The following is a 25,006-nucleotide window of genomic DNA, read 5'->3' as shown; positions in this document are numbered from 1 at the left end:
CTCAGCACTTGCAAGTCATGAACACCGAAGCCGCCCCAAATTCTCAATCCCCCTCATCCCGGCCGCGCAACGCCTTCGCGCGCAAGGTGGCCGCCGGCGGCGCGGCAATCCTGGCGGTCGCGGTGCTGGCCGGCGCGTATGCCGCGCATGCAAACGGCCGCTGGGTGTCGACGGAAGACGCCTACGTCGAAGGCAATGTCGTGCAGGTGACGCCGCAGGTGGGCGGGGTGGTGACCGCGATCCGCGCGGACAACACCGACAGGGTCGAACCGGGGGCGGTGCTGATCGAGCTGAACGGGGTGGACGCGCAACTGGCGCTGGACGCGGCGCGCGCCAATCTGGCGCGCAGCGTGCGGCAGGTGCGCGGCCAGTTCGCGATGGCCGGGCAGGACGGCGCCACCGTGGCGCTGCGCAAGGTGGACCTGGCCCGCGCCGAGGAAGACGTGGCGCGCCGGTCGGCGCTGGCCAGGATCGGCGCCATTCCGGGAGAGGAACTGGTGCACGCGCAGCAGGCCGTGCGCACCGCGCGCGCCGCGCTGGCGGTCGCCAGTGAACAGCTCAAGCGCAACCATGCGCTGATCGACGGCACCACGGTCGAAACGCATCCGGACGTGCAGGCCGCGGCCGTGCAGTTGCGCAACGCCAGCGTGGCCCTTGCGCGCACGAAAGTCGTCGCGCCGGTGGGCGGAGTGGTGACCAAGCGCGGCGTGCAGGTCGGGCAGCGCGTGGCCGCTGGCGCGCCGCTGATGTCGGTGGTGCCGCTGGACCAGCTGTGGGTCACGGCGAACCTGAAGGAATCGCAACTGCGCAATGTGCGTATTGGCCAGCCTGTCCGGCTGACGACCGACCTGTATGGCGATGGCGTGGTCTATCACGGCCGCGTGCTCGGCCAGGACGCCGGCACCGGCAGCGCCTTCTCGCTGCTGCCCGCGCAAAATGCCACCGGCAACTGGATCAAGGTGGTGCAGCGCGTGCCGGTGCGGATCGCGCTGGACCCGGCGGAGGTGGCGGCGCAACCGCTGCAACTGGGTCTGTCGATGCGGGTCGAGGTGGACACCGAGACGCGCGAAGGCAAACGGCTGGTCGCGGCGCAAGGACAGCCGCAGGTCTACACGACGGCCGTGTATGCCGACGAGCTGGCCCAGGCCGACGCGCAGGTGCGCGCCATCATCGACGCCAACCGCTGAGCCCGCGCATCATGTCGCCACCGAAACCCCCGGTCGCGCTGCTGCTGGTCATCGGCGCCCTGACGTTCATCGATTTCCTGCAGAACGGCATGGCGACGTTTGGCGCGGCGCCCATCATGGGCGAAATCGGCGCCAGTCCCGAGGAATACACGCATATCGCGCTCATCTACGCCTGCGTGGCGGTGATGATGATCGCCTTGCAGGGGTGGCTGACACATCGGCTGGGCCTGCGCGCCTACCTGCTGACGTCATTGGCCGCCGCGGGCGCCGGGGCGGCGGTCTGCGCGCTGTCGCAGGATCCGGGGCAATTTCTGCTGGGCCGCGTCCTGATGGCAACGGGCTGCGCGGCGATGCTCACGTCGTCGCGGCTGACAGTCAACCTGATTCCGCCCGGTCCGGCTCGATTCCTGGGCATCAAGGCCCTGGCGACCGGGCTGTGCGTGGGCACGGCGCTGGCGCCCTGGCTGGCCGCGATGGCGGTCGAGCACGACGGCTGGCCGTTGATGTTCTGGCTGATCGCGGCGCTGTCGTTGCTGGCGATGGCGCCGGTGATGCTGGTCATGCCGGGCCGCGAGGCGGGGTCGGTGCTGTCCGGCAACGTGCGCCTCGCGCCGATCGCCGCGCTGGGCGTGGGCAGCTTCCTGGTGCTGCATGCCTTGCAGCGCGCCTACTACGACTTCTTCAGCGAGTTCGCGTGGTTGGCGCTGTCCGCGGCGGCGGGCGTGGCCGCGCTGGGCTACTTTGTGTGGTCCGAAACGCGCAACGGCGCGCCGCTGCTGCGGCTGGGCGGCATGAAGGAAGTGCGTTTCCTTTGCGGGCTGGGCCTGTTCATGGCCTGCTATGTGATGCTTGGCGCCAATGGCTATCTGGTGCCGATGATGCTGCAACGCGGGCTGGGTCAGACCTGGATGACGGCGGGCGAGTTCTTTGTGATGGGACTGGGGGCGGGGGTCATGACCTGGGTCGTGATGTCGCAATTGCTGCCGCGCTGGCCGTCGCCGCGCAAGTTCTTCGTGACCGGCTTTCTGGCGCTGGCAGCGTTCGGCGTGTTGATGTCGCGCCTGACTCCCACTGCCAACCTGTGGACCGATGTGCTGCCGGCGCTGGCCTGCTATGGCGTCTTCATCATGATGCTCATGCCCACGACCGCGATGCAGACCTTTACCGGCTTGACGGGCGATCCCGCGGTGTTCGCCCATGCCCAGCAGGTCAAGAACATGCTGGCGCAGGTTGGCCAGGCGCTGGGCATCATGTTGGCCACCGTCGGCCAGCAGTGGTTCACGTCGCGGCACTACACAGTGCTTCAGACGGGCATCGCGGCCGGCAACGCGCATTTCGAAGCCGTGATGGCGCAGCTATCCGCCCACTTTGCGGCGGTGGTGGGGCCAGGGCAGGCCCAGCAGCTTGCCACGGCGCGGATCGCGCAGTTGCTGAACGAGCAGGCGGCGCTGCTGGCCAGCCTGGACCATTTCCGGGTGGTGGCGGGCGTGGCGCTGGCGGCAGCGGCCGTCAGCCTGGTGCAGCGGGTGTTCCGCTAGCGTGTGTTCCGCTGGGCCGTATTCAGCACGGCCGGCTGCAGCAAACCGCTGCGATTCAGTTGCCGCCGAGCTGGGCGATGATCTGCCGCGCCACGTCCGCCAGCGACAGGCCGCCGTCCATTGCCGCGCGTTGCAGGCGTTCGTGCGCGGCCTGCTCGGTCAGGCTGTAGCGGCTGATCAGAAGCAGCTTGGCGCGGTCGATGCGCTTTCTTTCGTCCAGCGCGCCGCGCACGCTGCTAAGCGCGTCGTCGGCGCGCTGCATGCGCAGGGTCTGCTCGCGCATCATGTCCAGGATCGAGCGTTCCATTTCGTTGCCCACGCCGTCTTCGGGGGGCACGTCCAGGATGCGGCTTTGCACGCTGAACACCATGCTGGGCGCGCGGCCGCTGGCGTGATCCGTGTACCGGCTGAGCAGCAGGCGGCGGTCGTCCAGTTCCTGGCGGGTGTCGGCAATGCGGCGCGCGCACTGTTGCGCCAGTTCCTGCGCCAGTTGCGTCTCGACCGTGCGCATGGCGTCGATGCGTGCGGTGCACAGGTCGAACCACAGTTCGGCCAGACCGGTGTCCACGCGCTGCGCGTCGCTGGTGTGTTGCGCCATGTCGCGCATGCGTTGCACCGGCTGCGCCTGTTGCTGAACCTGATCCCACGCCTGTAGCGGCGCGCCTTGCGCGTACTGTGTGTAGACGCCGAAGCTGCGCGCCTGGTTCGCCGCCAGACCCAGCATCCGCGCCTTGCGCGCGTCGTCGAACCAGCCGGCGGTAAAGCCCATGACGCCGCAGGCGCGCTCCTGGCCGCTCAGTTCCTTGCCCTGCATGAAATTCAACAGCGCCACCAGCAGGCGCGTCACACCGGGATCGAGCGATGCGTCGGCGGCCTCGAAGACCACCGCCAGCAGGCTGCCGATCACCTGTGTAAAACGGGCGTCGGCGTCTTCGACCGGCACGCGCCGGTCGCGGACCGCGCGGCGCAAGGCGGGCAGTTCGTCCAGCCGGAATAGGGCATACGCGATGCAGTTGAGCAGGCGCGCCCGGCCGCTGGCGCCTGCCGGGTCGGCTTCCAGGCCGTCCAGAAAGGCGCGCACGTCGGTCTCAACCGCCTGCGCATCGCTGGACAGGCCCGCCAGCGCCGGCTCAAGCCGGTCGGCGGGGCTGCACAGGGTCAGGTTGGAATAGCCGCGTTCTTTTTGCAGCGCGTGCACCAGCGCGCTGATGCGCAGCACCAGATCGCAGGTGGCGGCCAGGGCTTCCAGGCCCTGGAGCTCGCTGCGGCGGGCGGCGAGCAGAAAGCGCAGCGGCGGCGGCATGTGGCGTTCGGCCATCGGAATCTCTATGCGTTATCAATGCGCGGGGCACCGCGCAAACCTCAGGCCATGCGGCGTTGCGGGATCGTTGCGCCGGCCGCGTCGTCCAGCACACCGAACATCCGGCAAGCCGCAACGTCGCCAATGACAAGCACGGCCGGGCTGCGCAACCGGAAGGCCTGGGCGTCGGCCGCCATGGCGGTCAGCGTCGAGGCGCAGACCCGCTGGCCGGGCAGCGAAGCGCGCTCGATCATCGCGACGGGCGTGTCCGGGGCCATGCCGGCAGCCAGCAACTGGCTGCGCATGTCGTGCACCTTGGCCACGCCCATGTAGACGACCAGCGTCGTGCCGCTGCGCGCCAAGCCGGACCAATCGGGCGTCGCGCCGTCCTGCGAATGCGCGGTGATGAGTGTAACGCCCTGGGCCATGCCGCGCTGCGTGAGCGGAATGCCGGCGGACGTGGCCGCGGCCAGCCCGGCCGTGATGCCGTTCACGATGTCACAGGCGACGCCGTGGTCGCTGAGCCACTGCGCTTCTTCGCCGCCGCGGCCGAAGATGCAGGGGTCGCCGCCTTTCAGGCGCGCCACGCGCAGGCCCTGGCGGGCGTAGCGCAGCATCAGGCGCTGGATGAATTCCTGCGGCGTCGAGCGGCAGCCCCCGCGCTTGCCCACGTGCACGATGCGGGCGTGCGGGCAGTGCTGCAGGATTTCGGGATTGACCAGGTCATCGACCAGGACCACGTGCGCGCGGCCCAGGGCCTTGACGGCCTTGAGCGTCAGCAGCTCGGGATCGCCAGGGCCGGCGCCGATCAGGGATACGGTGGGGAGATGGGCGGACATGGCGGCCTCGGTTCAACGGTTGAAGGCAAGTATCACGATCACGATGGCCAGCATCAGGCAGAGGCCCTTCCAGAAGGCGACCGGATTGCGTTCCAGCAGGGGCAGACGCTCGGCTCCGCGCATGTCGCCCGGGTGGCGCAGCGCGTGCGTGAATTCGGACAGCTCGGGCGTGCGGTGTTGCGGATCGGGGTGCAGGGCGCGGCTGAGCACCCCGTCGACCCATGCGGGAATCTCGCGCTCGCGGTCCAGCACGGACACGTACGTCAGGCGCAATTGCGCGGCGCGGCTGCGCGAGCGCGCGACCTCGGCGCCGTAGGGTAGCCGTCCCGAGAGCATCTGGTACAGGATCGCGGCCAGCGAATAGATGTCGGACCGCGCGGTGCCGGTTTCGCCCAAAAAATATTCGGGCGCGGCGTACTGGGCGGTGCCCAGCACGGGCATGGCGTCGTCGCCCTCGGCGCCGAGCTCCTGAATGCCGGCCGTGCGCGCCGAGCCCAGGTCGATGATCTTTGCCGTGCCGTCCGGCGTGATGATGATGTTGTCCGGCCGCAGGTCCTGATGCACGATCTCCAGCCGGTGAAAGGCCTGCAGGCCGCGCGCGACCTGCTCGATGATGGCGATTGCCGGTTCCAGTTCGGGGCGCGGGTTGGCCGCCATCCACTGTGTCAGCGTGCGGCCTTCGAGGTATTCGCTGACGGTGTAGAGCGATCGGCGCTGGCGCGTGCGCGGCCAGGCTCGCACCACATGGCGGCTGTCGATCCGGCGCGCCAGCCATTCTTCGGTCAGCAGGCGCTCCAGGTAGGCCGGGTCGTGGCGCATGTCCAGCGACGGGATCTTGATGACCACCGTGTCGCCGCTGTCCAGGTCTTCGGCCAGGTAGACGTGGCTGCGGCTGCTGGCGCGCAGTTCGTCCGTGATGCGAAAGCCTTCGAAGGTCTGGCCGACCTCCAGAAGCGGGGGGCAGGGCAGGCTGCCCGAGTACTGGGCGATCTCGCCCGCCTGCCGCGCGGGCAGGGCGTCCACACGCACGATCTGCACGGTCAGGTTGTCGTCGCTGCCGCGCCCAAGCGCCTGGCCGACCAGCCCTCGGGCGGCGTCCTCCAGATTGTCCGCGTGCGCGGCGACGGCGTGCAGCAGGTCGTCGTCGGTCACGTGTTCGTAGACGCCATCGGTGGCCAGCACGAACACGTCGCCCGGCTCGACGGCTTGGGTGTGATAGTCGATCTCAAGGTGGGGCGCCAGGCCCAGGGCGCGACCCAGATAGCTTTTGTCGTGCGCGACCCAGACGCGATGGTCTTCGGTCAGCTGCTCCACCGCGCCGTCCCGCAGGCGATAGATGCGCGCGTCGCCGATATGCAGGATGTGCGCGGTGGCGCCCTTGAGCACCATCACGGTCAGCGTGCAGACATAGCCGCTGTCCTGGTCCTGCCCGTGGCGCTGGCGGCTTTGCGCGTGCAGCCACGCATTGGCCGCGCTCAGCACCTTTTGCGCGGACTTTTTCACCGACCAGGTTTCGGACGTGCAGTAATAGTCTTCCAGGAAGCTGGCCACGGCCGTTTCGCTGGCAATGTGGCTGACGTTGCTGCTGCTGATGCCGTCGGCCAGCGCGATGGCGATGCCCTTGGCGCCCAGCAGCGGTTCGTCCGGCACGCACAGCCCGTGAAAGTCCTGGTTGACGGACTTGACGCCGGGATCGGTGTGCTGGCCCACCGCCACCTTGAGCGAGGCGGCGGGCGCGCCGGGCGTGTAGCTGTCCATGCTTGGCGGCAATCAGCTGAAGCGGCGCTTGGGCGCGGTCTTCATGTGGGTGGTGTAGAGGGTCAGGCCCGTCAGCGAGATGCCGCCGATCAGATTGCCGAGGACCACGGGGATTTCGTTCCAGATCATGTAGTCCATGATCGAGAAATTGCCGCCCATGATCATCGCCGACGGGAACAGGAACATGTTGACGATGGAGTGCTCAAAGCCCATTGCAAAGAACAGCATGACGGGCATCCACATGGCGATGACCTTGCCGCTGACGGTGGTCGAGATCATGGCGCCCACGACGCCCAGCGACACCATCCAGTTGCACAGCACGCCGCGGATGAAGATGGTCAGCATGCCGCCCGCGCCGTATTCCTTGTAGCCCAGCGTACGGTTCTCGCCGATGTGCGAGATGACCTGGCCCACCTTGTTGGGCGGCACCGAAAAGCCGTACGTGAAGACGATGGCCATCAGCACGGCCACCGTCAGCGCACCGAGGAAGTTGCCGATGAACACCAGGCCCCAGTGCTTGAGAATGCCGCCCATCGTGACGCCCGGCCGTTTGTCAAAGAGCGCCAGCGGCGTCAGCACGAACACGCCGGTCAGGAGGTCGAAGCCCATCAGGTACAGGATGCAGAATCCCACCGGAAAGAGCGCGGCGCCCAGGATGGGCGAGTCGGTCTGCACCGTGACGGTGACGGCAAAGACCGCGGCAATCGCCAGGATGGCGCCGGCCATGAAGGCGCGGATGAGGACGTCGCGCGTCGCCATGTAGAGCTTGGATTCGCCCGCGTCCACCATCTTGGTGACGAACTCGGAAGGAGCTAGGTAGGACATGATGTTTCCTGTTGCTTTGCTGAAGGTATGAATGAATCCGGCGGCGCCCGTCAGGCGATTTCCACCGCGTCGCCGTTAAAGCGCGCCTGCCAGGTCTGCAGGCGTTGTTCCGGGAATTGCACGCAGCTGCCGTCCGCCAGCCGGAAATGCTGCTTGTAGAGCGGGGAGGCCACCACCAGGTCGCCGGCCAGCTGACCGACGATGCCGCGGCCGATCACGTTGGCGCCCGATTTCGGATCGCGGTTCGACACGGCGTACAGCGTCTGGCCCTCGGTGTCCGGCAGATAGAAAAGCGCCACTTGCGCGCCGTCCACCAGCGCCACGACGCCGGAATTGGCCACGAGGTCGCGGCGGTCGCAGGCGTGGCGCCAGACGAGGTATTGAGCAGGTTGGGCGGCCATCAGACGATCTCCTCGGCAATGGGAATGACGCGTTGCACGGCGGGCACCGGCGCGGGCCGAGGCTGGCCGCGTTCCTGCACGAACTTGATGTCCGGATCGCCCTGGCTGTCGTTGACGAAGGTGCGAAAGCGCTTGAGTTTCTCGGGGTCGCCGAGCGCGTTGGCCCATTCGCATTCATAACGGTCCACCACCAGCTGCATCTGCGCTTCCAGCTCGGCGGCGAGGCCCAGGCTGTCCTCGATGACGACCTGCTTCAGATAGTCCAGCCCGCCTTCCAGCGATTCGCGCCACACGGACGTGCGCTGCAGCTTGTCGGCCGTGCGGATGTAGAACATGAGCAGGCGGTCGATGTAGCGGATAAGGGTGGCGTCGTCCAGGTCGGTCGCAAACAGTTCCGCGTGGCGCGGACGCATGCCGCCGTTGCCGCACACATACAGGTTCCAGCCGTTCTCGGTGGCGATCACGCCGATGTCCTTGCTCTGCGCCTCGGCGCATTCGCGAGTGCATCCGGACACGGCGAACTTCAGCTTGTGCGGGGCGCGCAGGCCCTTGTAGCGGTGCTCGATGTCCAGCGCCATCTTCACGCTGTCCTGCACGCCGAAACGGCACCAGGTGCTGCCCACGCAGGACTTCACCGTGCGCGTGGACTTGCCGTAGGCGTGCCCCGTCTCGAAGCCGGCGGCGATCAGTTCCGACCAGATGCCGGGCAGCTCGTGCAGTTGCGCGCCGAACAGATCGATGCGCTGGCCGCCCGTCACCTTGACGTACAGGTTGTATTTCTTGGCGACGGCGCCGACGGCGATCAGGCCGTCGGGCGTGACTTCGCCGGCGGGCATGCGCGGCACCACGGAGTAGGTGCCGTTTTTCTGCATGTTCGCCATGAAGGTGTCGTTGGTGTCCTGCAGCGGCACCAGGTGCGGGTCCTGGATGGGGCGGTTCCAGCAGGACGCCAGGATCGAGCCCACCGCGGGCTTGCAGATCTCGCAACCCACGTGGCCGCGGCCGTGGCTGGCCAGCAGTTCGTCGAAGGTCTCGATGCCGTTCACTCGCACGATCGCGTACAGCTCCTGGCGGGTGTAGGCAAAGTGCTCGCACAGGCTCTTGTCGACCACAACGCCGCGGCTGGCCAGTTCGTGCTCGACCACCTGCTTGAGCAGGCCCGCGCAGCCGCCGCAGCCCGAGGCCGCCTTGGTGCAGGCCTTGACGCCGGCCAGGTCCGTACAGCCGCCGTCGATGGCGTCGCAAATCGCGCCCTTGTTGACGTTGTGGCACGAGCAGATCGTGGCGGTGGCGGGCAGGGCGTCCACACCCAGCAGGGGGGCGGCCTGGCCTTGCGGCAGGATCAGGCTGGACGGATCCGCGGGCGGCGCGATGCCGTTCTGCGCGTATTGCAGCAGGGTGTCGTAGTAGCTGTTGTCGCCCACCAGGACGGCGCCCAGCACGCGCTTGCCGTCGGCGGACACGACCAGGCGCCGGTAGCTGGCGCCCGCTTCGTCGATGTACCGGTAGCTGCGCGAACCCGGCGTGGCGCCGTGGGCATCGCCGATCGAGCCCACGTCCACGCCCAGGAGCTTGAGCTTGGTGGACATGTCGGCGCCCGAAAAGGCGGCTTCGGGCGCGCCGCACAGTTCGGCGGCAACGATGCGCGCCATCTGGTAGCCGGGTGCCACCAGGCCGAAGACCGTGCCGTTCCAGGACGCGCATTCGCCGATCGCGTAGATGTGTTCGTCGCTGCTGCGGCAGTGGTCGTCGATGGCGACGCCGCCGCGCTCGGCCAGCGCCAGTCCGGCCTTGCGCGCCAGGAACACCTGCGGACGGATGCCGGCCGAAAACACGATCAGGTCGGTTTCCAGCGGCGCGCCTTCGGCAAAGCGCATGCGGTAGCGGTACTGCGTGCCGGGCTTGATGTCCTGCGTGGCGCGTGACAAGTGCACGCCCACGCCCAGCGCCTCGATGCGCGCCTTGAGCGCGGCGCCGCCGGCCTCGTCCAGCTGCACCGGCATCAGGCGCGGGGCGAACTCGACGACGTGGGCTTCCAGATTCAGCGACTTGAGCGCATTGGCCGCTTCCAGGCCCAGCAGGCCGCCGCCCACCACGACGCCGCGCCGCGCGCCGCTGGCCGCCTCGCGGATCAGGTCCAGGTCGTCGATGCTTCGGTACACCAGCCGCGAATGGCCTTCGGCGCCCGCGATGGGCGGCACGAAGGGATAGGAGCCGGTTGCCAGCACCAGCTTGTCGTAGGCGAAGCGGCCATTGGCGGTGACGACTTCCCGGGCGCGGCGGTCGATATCCACCACGGGCTCGCCCAGGCGCAGGGTCACGCCTTCCTGCGCATAAAGCGCGGCGTCGCCCAGCGCCATGGACTCGGCGTCGCGGCCGTTCAGGTATTCGGACAGATGGACGCGGTCGTAGGCACGGCGGGTTTCCTCGCCGAAGATGGTGATGCGATAACGCTCAAGGGCGCCGCGGGCGATCAATTGCTCGACGCAATGATGGCCCACCATGCCGTTGCCGATGACAACCAGTGTCTGCAAGGAATCGGATGTGGCCGCTGCATTCATGGGATTTCCCCAGGCTTGGATTTTCGGATTTCAAAAGACAAACGGCGCCCTGGACCTTTCGGTCGGGGCGCCATTGCCGGTAATGCTCACGTTGTCTTGCCGGGTTTGCACCCGCACAAGCGCTATCAAGCAAAGTCCATGCCAGGTATGTTGAATGCCGTGGGGGCGGCGGGAATTTCCTTGCGGTTCATAGGGAAAGCGGGCGCGCCGGCGGCCTCGCGGCGGCAGTCGCGGCTGTTGCGGTCGTGGGCGGGCATGCCTCGGATCGGTGCATATCCGTGTGCGGCCTGCACTTGTTTGGCGCAGCGCAACATGACGTACCGCCGCTTGATCGGGATTAAGGCTGCGGCGCGGCCGATGTCAGGCGAACGCCGCCTGCACCGCGGCAAAGGCAGCCGCGACCAAGGGATCGTCGCGCCGCGCCGTCTGTGTGATGAATGACAGCTCGGCCTGGATCGACAAGCCTTTGACCAGTTGCAGGCCGCTGGACTGCGATTCGCGCAGGGCGATCGAATCGCGGGCGAGCGACAGCCCCACGCCCGAGCGAACCAGATCCAGCATCGAGGCCTCCTGGTCCACCTCGGCCACCGCGTGGGGCGCGATGCCCAACGCGTCGAACTTGTCGGACAGCAGCCGGTGATGGACGGAATCCGGCGGGGTCCAGATCCAGGGCAGCGCTGCGATCTCGGCCCAGCCCCGGCCGGCGACCTGCGCGCTCCAGCCCTTGGGTGCGACGACGTAATAGGAAAACGAAGCGAGCGGTTGGGCATGCAGGCCGGCTGGGTGCGGGGGGCCCAGGTAGAAGCCCACGTCCAGGTCGCCTGCGCGCACCTGGCGGCCGACCGATCCCGACATGCCGTGCCGCAGGGTGGGGCGGATCTTCGGGTAATGCTCGACCAGGTATTGCAGCGTGGCGCCCAGGCGCAGGAACTCCGGATCCAGGATCGTGCCGATCCGCAGTTCGCCCTGGACGGTGTCGCGCAACGCGCCGATGGCGCGCTGGAAGTCGTCTAGCGCATCCAGCACGCGCTGCGCCGGCGCCAGCAGCGCCCGGCCGTCCGCATTCGGCGCGAGCCCTTGCGCGGTGCGGGTGAAAAGCGTCAGGTCCAGCGATTCCTGGAAGTTCTTGAGCTGCAGGCTCAGCGCGGGCTGCGTCAGGTGCAGATGCTCGGCCGCCCGGGTCAGATTGCCCTCCCGCGCGACGGCGGCGAAAGTGCGGATGTGCTTCAGATCCATGAATGCTTCCAGAAGATGTGGGGACGTCTGACACCTGAGGCGCCGTGGAACTGCGGAGCATTATTAGAGACACTAATAAAGCCCTTTTCAACATTTGATTGGACAGCCGCCTCGCCGTGCGCCAGAGTCTCGGCTGATTCCCGGCGCGCGCACCGCGTCGCAGCCGGGGCGGCTCACCGTGCCGGCGTCCTTATCGGGCCCGGACTTGATAAGAAGAGCTTATGGAGACATACGACTACATCATCGTGGGCGCGGGTTCGGCGGGCTGCGTGCTGGCCAACCGCCTGAGCCGCGATCCTGCCGTGCAGGTCCTGCTGCTGGAGGCGGGCGGGCGCGACAACTATCACTGGATTCACATCCCGGTCGGATACCTGCACTGCATCGGCAACCCGCGCACCGACTGGATGTACCGCACGGCCGAGGAACCCGGGTTGGGCGGGCGCTCGCTCATCTATCCGCGCGGCCGCGTGCTGGGCGGCTGCTCGTCGATCAACGGCATGATCTACATGCGCGGCCAGAAACAGGACTATGAGGACTGGGCCGCCTTGTCCGGCGACGCGGCCTGGAGCTGGGATCAGGTGCTGCCGGTCTTCAAGCGCAGCGAGGACTACCACCGGGGCGCCGACGAATTTCATGGCGCGGGCGGCGAATGGCGCGTCGAGCAGCAGCGGCTGCGCTGGGACATCCTGGAGGCCTTTGCCACCGCAGCCGAACAGGAAGGCATTCCGCGCGTGCAGGACTTCAACCGCGGCGACAACTTCGGCAGCGGCTATTTCGAGGTCAACCAGCGTAGCGGCTGGCGCTGGAACACGTCCAAGGCATTCCTGCGCCCCGTACAGAAACGCCCGAATCTGCATGTGATGACGGGTGCGCTGGCCGAGCAGCTTGAATTCGACGCCAAGCGTTGCGTGGGCGTGCGCGTGAACCGCGCCGGGCGCGCGATGTCGCTGCGGGCGCGGCGCGAGGTCGTGCTGGCCGCGGGCGCCGTGAACTCGCCGCACCTGCTGGAAGTCTCGGGCATCGGCGAGCCCGCGCGCCTGCGCGATAGCGGCATCACGCTGCGTCATGCCTTGCCGGGCGTGGGCGAGAACCTGCAGGACCATCTGCAACTGCGGGTCATCATCAAGGTGAACGGCGTCAAGACATTGAACCGGATCGCCTCCACGTGGCTGGGCCGCGCGGGCATCGGGCTGGAATACCTGATGAGCCGCAGCGGCCCGATGAGCATGGCGCCCTCGCAGTTGGGGGCGTTTGCAAAATCCGATCCCGGCCAGGACCGCGCCAACGTCGAATTTCACGTGCAGCCGCTGTCGCTGGGCGCCTTTGGCGAGCCCCTGCATGGCTTCGACGCCTTCACCGCCAGCGTCTGCAATCTGCGCCCCACGTCGCGCGGCAGCGTGCATGCGCAAGGCCCGGCGGGGCAGAAGGGCAGCGAGGCCCCTGTCATCCACCCCAACTACCTCAGCACCGAAGAAGACCTGCAAGTCGCCGCCGATTCGATCCGCCTCGTGCGCCGCATCGCCGCCGCGCCCGCCCTGCAGCGTTACCAGCCGGAAGAATGGTTGCCGGGTCCGGCCTTCCAGACCGAGGACGAACTGCGCCAGGCCGCTGGCAAGATCGGCACCACGATCTTCCATCCGGTGGGCACTTGCGCGATGGGCCGCCACGCCGACCAAGGCGCGGTGGTCGACGCGCGACTGCGCGTGCATGGGCTGCAAGGGCTGCGCATCGCGGATGCATCCATCATGCCGCGCATCACGTCGGGCAACACCAATTCGCCGACGATCATGATCGCGGAGCGCGCGGCGGACATGATTCGCGAAGATGCGGGCGCATAGCAGCGCGCCAATGACAACAAGCCGCCCGGTATGGGGCGGCTTGCCGATGCAAGCGGGGCGGCGCCAACTTCAGCGCAGCGACCGGTAGGTGTCCTGCCGCTGCGGATGCGTCAGGATCACCTGCCAAAGCTGGCCCTCGCGCGACCGGAAAAAGCCCGCACAACACATCAGGTAGTACTTCCACATCCGGTAGAACCGGGTGCCGTAGCGCGATTCCAGCGTCGGCCAGGCGCGCTCGAAGCGCTCCCACCAGGCCATCAGCGTGCGGTCATAGTCGGCGCCGAAGTTGTGCCAGTCTTCGATGATGAAGCGGCCCTCGACGGCGGTGGCGATCTCGCGCGCCGACGGCAGCTTGCCGTTGGGGAACACGTAGCGGTCGATCCACGGATCGGTGCTCTGGCTGGTCGCGGCGATGCCGATCGTGTGCAGCAGGAAAATGCCTTCCGGCGCCATCAGCCGCTGCACGTTGGTGAAGTAGGTGTCGTAGTTCTTGGGGCCGACGTGCTCGAACATGCCGACCGAGACAACCTTGTCGAAGCGGCCCTGCAGGTCGCGGTAGTCCTGCAGCAGCAGCTCGACCGGCAGGCCCTTTACCCGTTCCTGCGCCAGCGCAAGTTGCTCCTTGGACACCGTCACGCCCGTGACCTTGACGCCATAGCGTTCGGCCGCGAACTTGGCCAGTCCGCCCCAGCCGCAGCCGATGTCCAGCAAGGTCTCGCCTTCCTTCAGTTGCAGCTTTCGGCAGATCATGTCCAGCTTGGCGACCTGCGCCTCCTCCAGCGTCTGGGCGTGTTCCCAATAGGCGCAGGAGTAGATCATCCGGCTGTCGAGCATGGCTTCGAACACGTCGTTGCCCGCATCGTAGTGCTGCTCGCCGACCTCGAATGCGCGGTGCTTGGATTGCAGGTTGAACAGCTTGTGGCGCAGGTGCTCGGCGATCAGCTTGATGCGGGCCACGCCCAGCGCCGCGGATCCCATGTCGGCGCGCAGCAGGCGGGTGAAGAGTTCGTCCAGTTGCTCGCAGTCCCATTCGCCGTCCATGTACGACTCGCCCAGCCCCAACGACCAGCTGGCGAACACCCGCTCGTACATGTGCTTGTCATGCACCTGCATGTCCCAGGGGCGCGACCCATTGATCTGCACGTCGGCGCGGGCCATCAGGTCCTGCAGGATCTTCGGGGGGGCGGGGGGAGGGGTGACGACGACGCCGGTTTGAACGGCGGGCTGTTCGGTCAGCGGGGGGACGGGACTGCTTTGCTGCATACGGACTCCATATCAATTTTGGGAAGACTGATCTGGCAATGCCTGAATCTTTTTACTGTGCGCCTTGAAAGGTGCGCAACTCCAATTTAATGAATGCATCGCGCCGATAGCCATCGGCAATGTCGGACGGGCGCCGGGCGGCAGCGGTGGCTCGGAGATGCAGGGATCGTAGCCACGAAGTTCGCGATAGTCCAGAGCCGGCCGCACCGGCCTTTCATAACCGATAAGATAGCGGCCAAAGCGGCGCCGCCGTGCCGGCCGCGCGCAACCCGTGGAGCGTACCGAAGTGCAAGCCAGCCTGGAACCCCGTTTGGAATTCGTCACCTGCGCCAGCCCGGCGGGTCTGCACCGCATGGCCTATTGGGAGTGGGGCGATCCCGCCAATGACCGGGTGCTGCTCTGCGTGCACGGCCTGACCCGCAGCGGGCGTGACTTCGATGTGCTGGCGCGCCGGCTGGCCGGCCACTACCGGGTGGTCTGCCCCGACGTCGTGGGGCGCGGCCGCTCGGATTGGTTGGTCAATCCGGCGTTCTACACGGTGCCGCAGTACGTGTCCGACATGGTGACGCTGATCGCGCGCCTGCGCCCGGCCAGCCTGTCGTGGGTCGGCACGTCCATGGGCGGGCTGATCGGCATGGCGCTGTCGGGCGCCGCCGCGTTCGCCAAGGCCATGGCCGCGATGCGCCCGCATGCCGGGATGTTGCCGCCTGCCCAGGGACTGCGTCTGGACAAAATGGTGCTCAACGATGTGGGGCCGCGTCTGGAGAACGGCGCCCTGTCGCGCATCGGCCAGTACGTGGGCGCGCCCGGCGAATTCGCCACGTTCGAAGAGGCCGTGGCGACGATGCGCGCCAATTCGGAAACCTTCGGTCCGCACACCGACGCGCAGTGGGCGGAGCTGGCCAAATACCTGTATCCGGAACAGGGCGGCAAGTGGGTCAAGCACTACGACCTGGCGATTGCCCAGGCTTTGGGGGCCCAGACGCCCGAGGAACTGGCGGCGGGCGAACAGATCCTGTGGCGATCGTATGACGCGATCGATTGCCCGGTCCTGATCGTGCGTGGCGAGTTGTCCGACCTGCTGACCCCCGCCACGGTCGAAGAAATGTGCAAGCGCAATCCGCGTGCCCGGGCGCTCGAAGTGCCCGGTGTGGGCCATGCCCCCACGCTTATCGTGGACGACCAGGTCAATCCGGTGGCGGACTTCCTCTTGGCCTGAACGGGCGGGCTGCATTGTGGGGACAGGCTGGCGCTAGGCGCGCCGCCGGGCCTTCTCTACAATAGCCCCATGAAATCGCCCACGCTGAACATCGACCTGCATTGCCATTCCACCGTCTCGGACGGCGCGCTCGCGCCCCGCGACGTGGCGCAGCGCGCGTTCGCCAACGGCGTCGACGTCTGGGCGCTGACCGACCACGACGAAGTGGGCGGCATCGCCGAAGCCTCGGCGGCGGCCCAGGAGCTGGGCATGCGGTTTGCCACCGGCGTCGAGATCTCGGTCACCTGGGCCGGCCTTACGGTGCACATCGTCGGCCTGCGGTTCGATCCCAACAACGCGGATTTGATCGAAGGCCTGCGTAAGACCCGCTCGGGACGCGCCGCCCGCGCCAAGCGCATCGGCGACCGCCTGGCGGACATGGGCATGCCCGGCGCGTATGAAGGCGCGCTGCCGTTTGCCGGCAATCCCGAACTGATCAGCCGCACGCACTTTGCGCGTTATCTGGTGCAGGCCGGCTATTGTCCGGATGTGCAGACCGTGTTTAACAAGCACCTGGGCGACGACTGCCCCGGTCACGTGCCCATGCAGTGGGCCACGCTGGCCGACGCGGTGGGCTGGATCCGCGGCGCGGGTGGTCAGGCCGTCATTGCGCATCCGGGCCGCTACAAGTACACCCCACTGCAGTTCGCCGCGCTGTTCGACGAATTCCTGCAACTGGGCGGCGTGGGCATCGAGGTCAACACGGGCAGCCATACCGTGGAAGAAGCGCGCCAGTACGCCGAGGTGGCGCGCCGCTACGGCTTCCTGGCCTCGCGCGGCTCGGACTTTCACAGTCCCAAGGAAAGCCGGATGGATCTGGGCCAACTGCCGCCGCTGCCTCCCGACTTGAAGCCGGTCTGGCACGACTGGTTCTGACGCGGGCGGCCCGCGCCGCCCATTTTCACAAGCTTCGACAGTGATCGCGACATCGCGATGCAACCGCCATGAACAAAGCCTTTGTTAAAGAGTCCGACCACGAGGACGACGACGACCTGCCGCAGGCCCAGGCGCTGCCAGCCGGCACCAAGAACTACATGACGCCCGAGGGCTACGAACGCCTGCGCGGCGAGCTGACGCAGCTCATGAACGTGGAACGACCGGCCGTCGTGCAGGTCGTGTCGTGGGCCGCGTCCAACGGCGACCGTTCGGAAAACGGCGACTACCTCTACGGCAAGAAGCGTCTGCGCGAGATCGACCGGCGCATGCGCTTTCTGACCAAGCGGCTGGACATTGCCGAGGTCGTGGACCCCAAGGCCCAACCCAATCGCGATCAGGCTTTCTTCGGGGCAACGGTCGTCTATGTCGACAAGGCCGGCGAGGAACACACCGTCACCATCGTCGGCGTCGACGAAGCCGAACCCCTGGCCGGCAAGATCAGCTGGATCTCGCCGGTGGCCCGCGCTTTGATCAAGGCGCGGGAAGGCGACACGGTCGTGCTGCGCACACCGGCGGGCATCGATGAGCTGGATATCCTGGAAGTCAGCTACCCGGAATAGGGCGGGTGTCTGACACCCCAAAAAATAACGGGCGCCGGTTTGTGGCCGGCGCCCGTCTGGTGGGCGGGATTCTAGCGTCCCTGCCTCGGTTGGCGGCTTGCGCCGCCGGTTCCCCTGGGGCTTGCTGCGAAACTTTCGCGGGTTACTTCTTGCGCTCAGCGATCGACTTTTCGGCCTTGTTGACCAGATCCTCGCCGATCTGCTTCTTCCACTTTTCGTAGACGGGCTTGGTGGCCTTCACGAAGGCGTCGTGGTCGGCTTGCGACAGGGTGGTCACGGTGACGCCGTGGCCGGCGATTTCCTTGAGGAGCGACGGGTCTTCTGGCGTCACACCCTTGCGCGCGATCACGATCTGCTGCTTGCCGGCGTCCAGCGCGGCCTGGCGCACGATGTCGCGGTCCTTTTCCGACCACGAATTCCAGACTTCGCGGTTGACCACGAAGATCAGCGGATCGGCCACGTAGTTCCAGAGCGTCAGGTACTTCTGGCCCACGGTGTAGAGCTTGGAGCCGGTGTAGATCGACAGCGGGTTCTCCTGCCCGTCGACCGCGCCGCTGGCCAGCGCGGGTTGCGCATCGGCCCAGCTCATCTGCGTGGGGTTGGCGCCCAGTGCGGTGAAGGTGTCGATGTACAGCGGCGACCCCACCACGCGCAGCTTCATGCCCTTCATGTCTTCGGGCCGCTTGATCTCGCGCTTGGAGTTGCTGACCTGGCGGTAGCCGTTCTCGCCCCAGGCAAGCGGCACCACGCCCGCCTTTTCGATGAGCTTGAACATGTCCTTGCCCACGTCGCCCTGCACCAGCGCGTCGATGGCGGCGTAGTCGGGCATCAGGAAAGGCAGCGAGAACAGGTTCAGTTGCTTGACCTGCGGCGACCAGTTGATGGTCGACCCGACGGCCATGTCGATCACGCCCTGGCGGATGGCGGTGAACTCGCGGGTCTGGTCGCCCTGGACCAGCGAGGTGCCGGGGTAGACCTTGATGTTGATGCGGCCGTCGGTGCGCTCGCGCACCAGGTTCGACCAGATCTCGGCGCCCTGGCCCCACGGGAAGGTGGTGCCCACGACGATTGAGAGCTTGTACTCGGGCTTGTAGTTCTGCGCATGCGCGGGCGCCATGCCCACCACGGCCGCCGCGCACAGCGCCACGCCGATCAGGTTGCGGAATTTCATGTTGCGTCTCCTCTCTATGCGAGTCTTTCTGTTGTTGTCATCCATGGCCGGGCACCCAGTCGGGCCGGCCCTGTCCAGCCTCTCTCAATAACCCAGCTTGCGCGGCAGCCACAGCGCCAGTTCGGGAAACACCAGCACCGCGACCAGCACCAGGAACATCGCGCCCAGCAGCCACACCACCCAGCGCACGGTCGACTCCATCGGCACGCGCGCGATGCGGCACGACACCATCAGGTTCACGGCCAGCGGCGGGGTGAACTGGCCCAGCGCCACCTTCAAGGTCAGGATCACGCCGAACCACACCGGATCCCAGCCGTAGGCATTGGCGATCGGCATGAGCAGCGGCACGAAGATCAGGAAGATCGAGATGCCGTCCAGGAACATGCCCACGGTCATCAGCAGCAGGATCAGCAGCGCCAGCACGCCCCATTCGCCCAGGCCCGAATTGACGATGGCGTGGGTGATCGGGTCGATCACGCTGAGCGTGGACAGCGCCCACGCAAAGATCCCGGCCAGCGTCACCACCAGCATGATCACGGCGGACAGCTCGGCGGCTTCGCGCAGGATCGTGTACAGGTCCCGGAACTTGATGGTGCGATGGATGAAGCCGCCCACGAAGAGGCCATAGAACACGGCAACGACCGCCGCCTCGGTGGGCGTGAACCACCCCAACCGCATGCCGCCCAGGATCAGCACCGGCGCGGCCAGGCCCCATGACGCCTCGCGCAGGCTCTTCCAGAAGGGCGGGCGCGGCAAGTGCGCTTCCAGCGCGCCCATCTTGTATTTGCGCGACAGCCACACGGCCGGAATGATCAGCGCGAAACCGGCCAGGATGCCCGGGATCATGCCGGCGGCAAACAGCGCGGGCACCGAGGCGCCCGGCACCAGCACGGAGTAGATGATGAAGGCCACGGAGGGCGGGATCAGGATGTCGGTGGCCGCGCCGGCCGCCACCACGGATGCCGAGAACGACCCCGGATAGCCCGCGCGCGACATCGCGGTGATCATCACCGCGCCCACGGCCGCGGCGCAGGCCGGCCCCGAACCCGAAATGCCGCCCAGGAACATCGCCACCGCGATCGACACCAGCGGCAGCATGCCAGGACCGCGACCGACGATGGCGATCGCAAAGTCCACCAGCCGCTTGGCCACGCCGGACCGGTCGAAGATCGATCCGACGAGCACGAACATGGGAATCGCCAGCAGCGGGTACTTGGCCAGGCCGGCGTAGAAATTCTGCGGAACGGTCAGAAGGCCGTACCACGGCGTGTCCAGGTTGGTCAGCACGATCGCGACCGTGCCGCTGATGCCCAGCGCCACGCCGACCGGCACGCCGATCACCATCAGGACGATGAAGACGGTAAAGAGGATGACGGCGATCATCGCGGGGCATCCTGGACCGGGGCGCGCGCCAGACGGCGCAGGGTGCCCAGCGTGCGCAGCGAAATGGCCGCGGCCATGACCGGCAGCCAGATCGAATACCACCACGTCGGCACGCCGATGGCCGGCGAGGTTTCCTCGTAGATGAATTCGTCGTACACCAGCTTCACCGACAGCACGGTCAGCAAGACGAAGAACGCCAGCACGCAGCTGTTCGCAATCAGCGCCATGATGCGCTGGCGGCGCGGCGAACCCGAGTCGGCCAGGATCTCGATCCGGATGTGATGGTTGCGCACGAAGGCCACACTGCCGCCCGCCATCGTCAGCACGATCAGCAGGAACACGGAAATTTCTTCCGTCCACGCAAACGACTGATCGGTGAAATAGCGCACCAGCACATTCAGGAAGGTGATGATGGCCAGGGTCGCCAGCAGGATCACGGCCAGCCAGTCCTCGACGGCCAGCGGCACCTTCACGGCGGGATCTGCTTCTACGGGGATGATCGGTTCTACAGGCTCGGCGGGGGCGTCGGGGCGGGACATGTGAGGCAACGGCCAGCGGGCGTGGGGCGCCGCTTTTCTTGTTGGATAGGGTCGCTGCATCCTACCGTCGCACCGCGAGCGAGGGTGTTCGTGTTTTCCCGCAATGCGGGGCGGCTGCAACATGCTGCATTGCGCAAAGCGTCTGCCGGCGGGCAGGGCCCGCGAGGGGAAAACCGCCTTTCCACCAAGCGGTGGCGGACCGATATTGCTGTGCACCATCCACGCCGGACAGCGCGCGGAATTCTTTTGTAACAATGGCCGGACGAGGGCGGCTGAACCCCCATTGAACTTCGGCTCCGGGAAAACCCCTTAAACGGGTAAAATCCCCGCTTTGCACCCCTCTTTATACGGCGCCCGCATCGTGTCCCTAGTTCAGCATCTGCCTGGTTCCTCCGTCCTGTCCTCCTTTCGACGTGATCGCCTTCTGGCGCAATTGAAGGAAGCCGGCCTGCCGGTGGCCGACATATCCGCCCGCTACGAGCACTTCGTCAGCACCGACGCCGCCCTGACGGCCGAACAGCAGCAGCAGCTTACCCAACTGCTGGACTACGGCACGCCCAGCACCGCCGACGCGCCCGCCAAGAGCGTGTCCCTGCTGGTGATCCCGCGCCTGGGCACGATTTCCCCCTGGGCCAGCAAGGCCACCGACATCGCCCACAACTGCGGCCTGTCGTCGGTGCATCGCATCGAACGCGGCGTGCGCTACGTCATCACGCCCGAACGCGGCCTGCTCGGCGCCAAGTCGCTCGACGAAGCCATGCTGGCGCGCGCGGCCGACTGCCTGCACGACCGCATGACCGAAACCGTGGTGGACGCCAGCTTCGACGGCCAGGCGCTGTTCCAGCCGCTGGCGGGTAAGCCCATGCGCACGGTCGACGTCCAGACGCGCGGCGCCGATGCCCTGGTCGAAGCCAACACCACGCTGGGCCTGGCCCTGTCCGACGACGAGATCGAATACCTGGCCAAGTCCTTCACCGACCTGGGCCGCGATCCCACCGACGTCGAACTGATGATGTTCGCGCAGGCCAACAGCGAACACTGCCGCCACAAGATCTTCAACGCCGAATGGGTCATCGACGGCCAGTCGCAGCCCAACACGCTGTTCGGCATGATCCGCGCCACGCACAAGGCACAGCCGCAAGGCACCGTGGTCGCGTATTCGGACAACGCCGCCATCATGGAAGGCGGCCCCGCGCAGCGCTTCCAGGCCGGCGTGCCGGGGCTGGCGGGCGAGGGCGCCGCTAGCGCCAAGTACATCCGCCGCGACACCACCGTTCACACGCTCATGAAGGTGGAAACGCACAATCACCCGACCGCGATCGCGCCGTTCCCCGGCGCCTCCACCGGCAACGGCGGTGAAATCCGCGACGAAGGCGCCACCGGCCGCGGCTCCAAGCCCAAGGCGGGCCTCACGGGCTTCACCGTGTCACACCTGCGCTTTGACGACGCGCTGCAGCCCTGGGAAGCCGACCACCACGGCCTGCCCGATCGCATCGCTTCGCCGCTGTCCATCATGATCGACGGCCCCATCGGGGGCGCGGCGTTCAACAACGAATTTGGCCGTCCCAACCTGCTGGGCTACTTCCGTTCGTTCGAGCAGACCGCCGGCGGCACGCGCTGGGGCTACCACAAGCCCATCATGATCGCGGGCGGCCTGGGCAGCATCGACGCCGGCCTCACGCACAAGGAAGTCATTCCCCCCGGCGCGCTGCTGATTCAATTGGGCGGCCCCGGTTTCCGCATCGGCATGGGCGGCGGCGCCGCCTCCAGCATCAGCATGGGCAGCAACTCGGCTGAGCTGGACTTCGACTCCGTCCAGCGCGGCAACCCCGAAATCGAACGCCGCGCGCAAGAGGTCATCGACCGCTGCTGGCAGCAGGCCGAAAACAACCCCATCATCGCGATCCACGACGTGGGTGCGGGCGGCCTGTCCAACGCATTCCCGGAGCTGGTCAACGACGCCGGCCGCGGCGCGATCTTCGATCTGAAGCGCGTGCCCCTCGAAGAATCGGGCCTGTCGCCCGCCGAAATCTGGAGCAACGAATCGCAGGAACGCTACGTCCTGTCGATCCTGCCCCAGGACCTGGAACGTTTTGACGCCATCGCCCGCCGCGAACGCTGCCCGTATGCGGTGGTGGGCGTGGCCACCGAAGAGCGCCAGCTGCGCGTGGTGGATGGCGAGGGCCTGCCCGGCCTGGACACGATCCGTCCGCAAGGCGACGCCGAAGTGCGCCCCGTGGACGTGCCCATCGACGTCATCCTGGGCAAGCCGCCGCGCATGACGCGCGACGTCACCCGCCTGCCCGGCGTGTCCGAGCCGCTGGACCTGGCCGGCATCGACCTGACCGAAGCGGCCTACCGCGTGCTGCGCCACCCCACGGTGGCCAACAAGTCCTTCCTCATCACCATTGGCGACCGCACCGTCGGCGGCCTCTCCAGCCGCGACCAGATGGTCGGTCCGTGGCAGGTGCCGGTGGCCGACTGCGCCGTCACGCTGGCCGACTACGAAGGTTTCCGCGGTGAAGCCATGTCGATGGGCGAGCGCACCCCCATCGCCATGCTGGACGCCCCGGCCTCGGGCCGCATGGCCGTTGCCGAAGCCCTGACCAACCTGGCCGCCGCCGACGTGGCGCGCCTTGAAGACATCAAGCTGTCGGCCAACTGGATGGCCGCCTGCGGCGTGGCCGGGCAAGACGCCGCGCTGTACGACACCGTGTCCGCCGTCAGCGAGCTGTGCCAGGCCACCGGCCTGTCCATTCCGGTCGGCAAGGACTCCCTGTCCATGAAGACCTCCTGGGAACAGGACGGCGAGCAACGCCAGGTCGTCGCGCCCGTGTCCTTGATCATTACCGCGTTTGCGCCGGTCGCCGATGTGCGCGCCAGCCTGACGCCGCAACTGCGCACCGACGCGGGCGACAGCGTCCTGATCCTGATCGACCTGGGCCGCGGCCGCCATCGCATGGGCGGCTCGATCCTGGCGCAGACGTATAACCAGGTCGGCCAGACCGTGCCGGACATCGATTCGCCGCAAGACCTGCGCGCGTTCTTTGTCACCATCCGCACGTTGGCCGAAGCCGGCACCATCCTGTCCTACCACGACCGCTCCGATGGCGGCCTGTTCGCCACGCTGGTCGAAATGGCCTTCGCCGGCCGCACCGGCATCTCGGTGAACCTGGACATGCTGACCTTCGATCCGCAATCGGCGGATTGGGGCGATTACAAGATCCGTCCGGAACAGGTCGCCGTGCAGCGCGACGAACTGACCCTCAAGGCCCTGTTCTCGGAAGAAGCGGGCGCCGTCATCCAGGTGCCGGCCTCGCAGCGCGACGCCGTCATGCAAGTGCTGCGCGGCGCGGGCCTGTCGGCGCACTCGCACGTCATCGGCGGCCTGAATGCCGCCGACGAAGTCGAGTTCTACCGCGACGGCCGCAAGGTCTGGGGCCAGCCGCGGGCCGACCTCGGCCGCGCCTGGTCCGAAGTCTCGCACCGCATCATGGCGCGCCGCGACAACCCCGCGTGCGCCCAGGCGGAACTGGACGTCTGGAACGACACCAAGGATCCGGGCATGAGCCCGAACGTGGCCTTCGACCCGCAAGAGAACGTGGCCGCGCCGTTCATCAACACCGGCAAGCGTCCGCGCGTGGCCATCCTGCGCGAGCAAGGCTGCAACAGCCAGGTCGAAATGGCCTGGGCCTTCGACACCTCGGGCTTCGAGGCCATCGACGTCCACATGACCGACCTCCTGTCCGGCCGTCTGGACCTGGCGGAAATGCAAGGCCTGGTCGCGGTGGGCGGCTTCAGCTACGGCGACGTGCTGGGCGCCGGCGAAGGCTGGGCGCGCACCATCCGCTTCAACAGCAAGCTGTCGGACCAGTTCGCCGCGTACTTTGCGCGTCCCGACACCTTTGCGCTGGGCGTGTGCAACGGCTGCCAGATGATGGCTGCGCTGGCGCCGATGATCCCGGGCGCCGAGCACTGGCCGCGCTTCACGCGCAACCAGTCCGAAAAGTACGAAGCCCGCCTGTCGATGGTGGAAGTGGCCAAGTCGCCGTCCATCTTCTTTGCCGGCATGGAAGGGGCCCGCGTGCCGGTCGCCGTGGCTCACGGCGAAGGCTTTGCCGACTTCTCGCAGCAGGGCGACGCCGGCCGCGTGCTGGCCGCCGCGCGCTTCATCGACAACTACGGCCAAGCCACCGAAGCCTATCCGTTCAACCCGAACGGCAGCCCCGGCGGCCTGACCTCGGTGACCACGGCAGACGGCCGTTTCACGGTCATGATGCCGCACCCGGAACGCGTGACCCGCAACGTCATGATGTCGTGGGCGCCCGAGAAGTGGGGCACCGCGGATTCGGGCGGCGCGTTCAGCCCGTGGATGCGCATCTTCCGCAACGCGCGCGCCTGGCTGAAGTAAGC

At 67.3% G+C, this 25,006-nt stretch carries 18 protein-coding genes; 7 read left to right on the top strand and 11 right to left on the bottom strand.

Annotation, left to right across the window (positions count from 1 at the left end; all coding sequences use genetic code 11):
* Positions 1–17 precede the first annotated feature (17 nt).
* On the top strand, positions 18–1,187 hold the full coding sequence (locus QEP15_RS14750) for an HlyD/EmrA/EmrK family protein (RefSeq protein ID WP_280147641.1): 1,170 nt from the start codon (positions 18–20) through the stop codon (positions 1,185–1,187).
* A gap of 11 nt (positions 1,188–1,198) precedes the next feature.
* The gene (locus QEP15_RS14745) at positions 1,199–2,725 is read left to right on the top strand and encodes an MFS transporter (RefSeq protein ID WP_280147640.1); all 1,527 of its coding nucleotides are present in this window, start codon (positions 1,199–1,201) and stop codon (positions 2,723–2,725) included.
* A 55-nt stretch (positions 2,726–2,780) separates the two neighbouring features.
* On the opposite strand, the gene QEP15_RS14740 is transcribed toward QEP15_RS14745, so the two are convergent.
* The 7 genes from QEP15_RS14740 to QEP15_RS14710 form a co-directional block, all read right to left on the bottom strand.
* Positions 2,781–4,043, bottom strand: a complete 1,263-nt coding sequence (locus QEP15_RS14740; RefSeq protein ID WP_152384718.1) for a nitrate- and nitrite sensing domain-containing protein — start codon at positions 4,041–4,043, stop codon at positions 2,781–2,783.
* Between the two features lie 44 nt (positions 4,044–4,087).
* Positions 4,088–4,864, bottom strand: a complete 777-nt coding sequence (gene cobA / locus QEP15_RS14735; protein ID WP_152384717.1) for a uroporphyrinogen-III C-methyltransferase — start codon at positions 4,862–4,864, stop codon at positions 4,088–4,090.
* Between the two features lie 12 nt (positions 4,865–4,876).
* Entirely contained in the window at positions 4,877–6,622 is a 1,746-nt protein-coding gene (locus QEP15_RS14730) for a bifunctional protein-serine/threonine kinase/phosphatase (RefSeq protein WP_280147639.1), read from the bottom strand.
* 12 nt (positions 6,623–6,634) lie between these two features.
* The gene (locus tag QEP15_RS14725) at positions 6,635–7,447 is read right to left on the bottom strand and encodes a formate/nitrite transporter family protein (protein WP_056319032.1); all 813 of its coding nucleotides are present in this window, start codon (positions 7,445–7,447) and stop codon (positions 6,635–6,637) included.
* A 50-nt stretch (positions 7,448–7,497) separates the two neighbouring features.
* Positions 7,498–7,848, bottom strand: a complete 351-nt coding sequence (gene nirD / locus QEP15_RS14720) for a nitrite reductase small subunit NirD (RefSeq protein ID WP_152384715.1) — start codon at positions 7,846–7,848, stop codon at positions 7,498–7,500.
* Positions 7,848–10,409: a nitrite reductase large subunit NirB gene (gene nirB, locus QEP15_RS14715; RefSeq protein ID WP_217617559.1), complete on the bottom strand. Its 2,562-nt coding sequence runs from the start codon at positions 10,407–10,409 to the stop codon at positions 7,848–7,850. The genes nirD and nirB overlap by 1 nt, the downstream gene beginning before the upstream one ends.
* 360 nt (positions 10,410–10,769) lie before the next feature.
* Positions 10,770–11,645 carry a LysR family transcriptional regulator gene (locus QEP15_RS14710; RefSeq protein WP_152384713.1) on the bottom strand — a complete coding sequence of 292 codons (876 nt, stop codon included), beginning with the start codon at positions 11,643–11,645 and terminating at the stop codon, positions 10,770–10,772.
* Positions 11,646–11,866: 221 nt separating this feature from the next.
* On the opposite strand from QEP15_RS14710, the gene QEP15_RS14705 reads away from it, so the two are divergent.
* A complete protein-coding gene (locus QEP15_RS14705; protein WP_280147638.1) occupies positions 11,867–13,483 on the top strand; it encodes a GMC family oxidoreductase in 1,617 nt (538 codons plus the stop codon).
* Between the two features lie 69 nt (positions 13,484–13,552).
* Here QEP15_RS14705 and cfa read toward each other — a convergent pair whose 3' ends face one another.
* Entirely contained in the window at positions 13,553–14,746 is a 1,194-nt protein-coding gene (cfa, locus tag QEP15_RS14700) for a cyclopropane fatty acyl phospholipid synthase (protein ID WP_217617561.1), read from the bottom strand.
* Between the two features lie 352 nt (positions 14,747–15,098).
* Between cfa and QEP15_RS14695 the strand changes: the two genes are divergently transcribed.
* The 3 genes from QEP15_RS14695 (at position 15,099) to greB (ending at position 17,500) form a co-directional block, all read left to right on the top strand.
* Positions 15,099–15,965, top strand: a complete 867-nt coding sequence (locus QEP15_RS14695) for an alpha/beta fold hydrolase (RefSeq protein ID WP_227741386.1) — start codon at positions 15,099–15,101, stop codon at positions 15,963–15,965.
* A 69-nt stretch (positions 15,966–16,034) separates the two neighbouring features.
* The gene (locus QEP15_RS14690; RefSeq protein ID WP_062841093.1) at positions 16,035–16,880 is read left to right on the top strand and encodes a 3',5'-nucleoside bisphosphate phosphatase; all 846 of its coding nucleotides are present in this window, start codon (positions 16,035–16,037) and stop codon (positions 16,878–16,880) included.
* Positions 16,881–16,948: 68 nt separating this feature from the next.
* Positions 16,949–17,500: a transcription elongation factor GreB gene (gene greB, locus QEP15_RS14685; RefSeq protein ID WP_056319052.1), complete on the top strand. Its 552-nt coding sequence runs from the start codon at positions 16,949–16,951 to the stop codon at positions 17,498–17,500.
* A 142-nt stretch (positions 17,501–17,642) separates the two neighbouring features.
* Here the strand turns inward: greB and QEP15_RS14680 are convergent, their stop codons facing one another.
* From QEP15_RS14680 to QEP15_RS14670, 3 genes are all read right to left on the bottom strand, one after another.
* On the bottom strand, positions 17,643–18,671 hold the full coding sequence (locus tag QEP15_RS14680) for a DctP family TRAP transporter solute-binding subunit (protein ID WP_152384708.1): 1,029 nt from the start codon (positions 18,669–18,671) through the stop codon (positions 17,643–17,645).
* An 84-nt stretch (positions 18,672–18,755) separates the two neighbouring features.
* Positions 18,756–20,054 (bottom strand): TRAP transporter large permease, encoded by a 1,299-nt coding sequence (locus QEP15_RS14675; protein ID WP_253855579.1) that lies wholly within the window; start codon positions 20,052–20,054, stop codon positions 18,756–18,758.
* Positions 20,051–20,593: a TRAP transporter small permease gene (locus tag QEP15_RS14670; RefSeq protein ID WP_062841090.1), complete on the bottom strand. Its 543-nt coding sequence runs from the start codon at positions 20,591–20,593 to the stop codon at positions 20,051–20,053. The genes QEP15_RS14675 and QEP15_RS14670 overlap by 4 nt, the downstream gene beginning before the upstream one ends.
* A 361-nt stretch (positions 20,594–20,954) precedes the next feature.
* Here QEP15_RS14670 and purL point away from each other — a divergent pair, with 361 nt between their 5' ends.
* Positions 20,955–25,004 carry a phosphoribosylformylglycinamidine synthase gene (gene purL / locus QEP15_RS14665; protein WP_062841089.1) on the top strand — a complete coding sequence of 1,350 codons (4,050 nt, stop codon included), beginning with the start codon at positions 20,955–20,957 and terminating at the stop codon, positions 25,002–25,004.
* The last annotated feature ends 2 nt before the right edge of the window (positions 25,005–25,006 follow it).

The sequence above is a fragment of the Achromobacter mucicolens genome, assembly GCF_029866465.1.
Taxonomy (GTDB): Bacteria; Pseudomonadota; Gammaproteobacteria; order Burkholderiales; family Burkholderiaceae_B; genus Achromobacter; species Achromobacter mucicolens.
The sequence above is the reverse complement of the archived record's forward strand: the minus strand, read 5'-3'. Positions and strand labels throughout refer to the sequence as shown.